Below are 3,701 nucleotides of genomic sequence, written 5' to 3'. Positions count from 1 at the left end.
GGTGCGGCGGCCTGGGGCAGTGGTGGTCAGGCGGGTTATGCGGCTGCCAATGCCTGTCTGGACGCGCTGGCCGTCCAGCGCCGGGCCCGGGGCCGTACGGCCACCTCGATCGCCTGGGGCGCCTGGGACGAGTTCGGGCTGGTGTCCGTCCTCCCCGGCCGACGCGACCACCTGAGCCGCCTGGGCGTCCTGCCCATGCGGCCGGAGCTGGCCATCGCGGCCTTGCAGCGCGTCCTGGACGCCGACGAGACGACGGCCGTCATCACGGACACGGACTGGAGCCGTTTCGCCCCGGCGTTCACCGCGGTACGCCCGAGCCCGCTGCTGTCCGGTCTGCCCGAGGTGGTCCGGGCCCTGGAGGGTGCGCCGCAGGAGCGGGACGCGCCCGACTCGCCCGCCGCCGGTGCCTCCGGGCCACATCTGGCCGAACTGCCGGAAGGGGCGCGCCGGGCAGCACTGTCCGACCTCGTCCGCCGCGCCGCGGCCGCCGTGCTGGGCCACGCGCCCGGCACCCGGGTCGACGCCGACCAGGCTTTCCGGGAGCTGGGCTTCGACTCGATGACCGCCGTGGAACTGCGCAACAGGCTCGCCGCCGACACCGCCCTGCGCCTCCCCACGACCGTCGTGTTCGACTACCCGACCGCCACCCGCCTCGCGGACCACCTGGCGTCGCTGTTCGCCGGCACCCCGGCGACGGACACCACACGGCTGCCGGCGCCGAGCTCGCTCGCCGACGACCCCGTCGTCATCGTCGGCATGGCATGCCGGTACCCCGGCGGAGTGACGGGGCCGGCCGATCTGTGGCGGCTGGTGAGCGAAGGCACCGACGCGACCGGCGACTTCCCCGCCGACCGCGGCTGGGACCTGGCGGCGCTGTACGACCCCGAGGGCACCCGGCCCGGAACGACCGTCACGCACCGAGGCGGTTTCCTGGACGGCGCGGGCGACTTCGACCCCGCGTTCTTCGGGATCTCCCCGCGCGAGGCCCTCGCCATGGACCCGCAGCAGCGGCTGCTCCTCGAGAGCTCCTGGGAGGCGCTGGAACACGCCGGGATCGACCCGCAGACACTGGCAGGAGCCCCCGCGGGGGTCTTCGTCGGCGCCTACGCGTCCGGCTATTCGGCGGCGGTGGGCCGACTCGGCGACGAGGTGCGGGGATTCGTCCTCACCGGCGGTTCGTCGAGCGTGGTGTCCGGCCGGGTGGCCTATGTGCTGGGCCTGGAGGGGCCGGCGGTGACGGTGGACACCGCCTGCTCGTCGTCGTTGGTCGCGCTGCACCTGGCGGCGCAGTCGCTACGGTCCGGCGAGTGCACCCTGGCCCTGGCCGGCGGGGTGACCGTCATGGCCGACGCCGACGCCTTCGTGCTCTTCTCCGAGCAGGGCGGGCTGGCACCCGACGGCCGCTGCAAGCCGTTCGCCGACGCCGCCGACGGCACCGGGTTCGCCGAGGGCGTCGGAATGGTCGTCCTGGAAAGGCTGTCCGACGCGTGGCGCAACGGGCACCGGATCCACGCGGTGCTGCGCTCCAGCGCCGTGAACCAGGACGGTGCCTCCAACGGTCTCAGCGCGCCCAACGGCCCTTCGCAGCAGCGCGTGATCCGCCAGGCCCTGGCCGCGGCGGGACTCTCCGCCGACGAGGTCGACGCGGTCGAGGCCCACGGCACGGGGACGACGCTCGGCGACCCGATCGAGGCGCACGCGATCCTCGCCACCTACGGTCAGGACCGCTCCGGTGAAGCTCCCCTGTGGCTGGGCTCGTTGAAGTCGAACATCGGCCACACCCAGGCCGCCGCCGGAGTCGGCGGTGTCATCAAGATGGTCCTGGCGATGCAGCACGGCGTCCTGCCGCGCACCCTGCACGTGGACTCCCCGTCGTCACAGGTGGACTGGTCGCGAGGCCGGGTCGCCCTGCTGACCGAGCCCGCCGCGTGGCCGGAGACGGGGCGTCCGCGGCGGGCCGGCGTCTCCTCGTTCGGAGTGTCGGGGACGAACGCGCACGTCATTCTGGAGTCCGCACCCGAAATTCCGGAGTCCGCGTCCGAAAGCGCCCCGGTACGGGACACACCGGCCCTCGCGCCACGCGTGGTGCCGTGGGCGCTCTCCGGAAAGACACCGGAGGCGGTGCGCGGCCAGGCGGCACGGCTGTCCGCCCTGCTGGCGGCCGATCCGTCGCTGGACATCGCCGACGTGGGCTGGTCGCTGCTGGCCACGCGGCCGGCGCTCAGCCACCGCGCGACGGTCCTGGGCGCCGGGCCCGACGAACTGCTCGCCGGCCTGCGGGGGTTGGCTGCGGGAGAGGTCACCGGGGGAGTGGTCCTCGGCACCGCACGTCCGGACCGCGTGGTGGGCGTGCTCTTCACCGGACAGGGTGCCCAGCGACTGGGCATGGGCCGGGAACTGTACGCCCGGCACCCGGTGTTCGCGTCGGCGTACGACGCGGTCGTGGCGGAACTGGATCCGCACCTGGAGCGTCCGCTGAAGGAAGTCGTCTGGGGTGACGACGCCGGACTGCTGGACCGGACCGGCTGGGCGCAGCCGACGCTGTTCGCACTCGAAGTGGCCCTGTTCCGGCTGCTGGAGTCGTGGGGAGTGGTCCCGGACGCCCTGCTCGGACACTCGGTCGGCGAGGTCGCCGCCGCACACGTCGCCGACATCCTGTCCCTGCCCGACGCCTGCCGCCTGGTCGCGGCCCGCGCTCGGCTGATGCAGGCGTTGCCGCCGGGCGGCGCGATGGTGGCGGTGGAGGCGACCGAGGCCGAGACGACTCCGCTGCTGACGCGAGAGGTGTCGATCGCGGCGGTCAACACCCCCCGCTCCGTGGTGCTGTCAGGTGCGGAAGCCGCCGTCACCAAGGCCGCGGAGTCGTTCGTCGCACGGGGCCGCAGGACCAGCCGGCTACGCGTCTCGCACGCGTTCCACTCCGCGCTGATGGACCCGATGCTGGCCGAGTTCCGGCGGGTCCTGGAGACCCTGACCTACCGGGAGCCACGGATCCCCGTGGTGTCCGGCCTGACCGGCGCCGTCGCCACCGGCGACGAGCTGCGCTCCCCGGCGTACTGGGCGGCACAGGTCCGCGAGGCGGTCCGCTTCGCCGACGGGACACGGAGCCTGGCGGACCGGGGCGTGAGCGTGCTGGTCGAAGTGGGGCCGGAAGCAGTGCTGTCGGCGATGGCCGAAGACAGCTGCGCCGCGGACACCCGACTGGTGCCGCTCCTGCGCAACGACCGCGACGAGAGCACGACGCTCACGGCCGGATGGGCCGCCCTGCACGCGCACGGGGTCCCGGTGGACCGGCGGGCGGTGCTCCCCGAGGGACGCAGGGTCGACCTTCCGACCTACGCGTTCCAGCACAGGCGGTTCTGGCCCGCCCCGGCCGCGGCACCCGAGGCGGACACCTGGAGGTACCGCGAGACCTGGACGCCGCTCACGCTGCCGGACCGGTCTGCGGGTTCGTACCTGGTGGTGGTTCCTGCGGAGCTTGCCGGGGATCCCGCCACCGCTGTGATCGTCGAGGCGTTCGGTCCCGGGACGGTGACGCTGATCGTGGAAGGTGTTCCTGATCGCGCCGAGCTCGCCGCACGTCTGTCCGGGACGGCTGGTTCGTTTGCGGGGGTGGTGGTGTTGGTGCCGGGTGGTGGTGGGGGGTTGGGGTTTGTGTTGGGGGTGTTTCAGGGGGTGTTGGATGCGGGGTTGGGTGTGCG

Annotated in this window: 1 protein-coding gene; it reads left to right on the top strand. The window is 73.7% G+C overall.

Annotation, left to right across the window (positions count from 1 at the left end):
- Nucleotides 1-3,701: beta-ketoacyl synthase N-terminal-like domain-containing protein (locus tag ACFWPS_RS53825; RefSeq protein WP_383721869.1), on the top strand; the 3,701-nt coding region annotated here is incomplete at both ends.

Source organism: Streptomyces sp. NPDC058457 (assembly GCF_042720695.1).
Lineage (GTDB): Bacteria > Actinomycetota > Actinomycetes > Streptomycetales > Streptomycetaceae > Streptomyces.
Note: the sequence above shows the minus strand (reverse complement) of the source record. Positions and strands in the feature narration are given on the sequence as shown.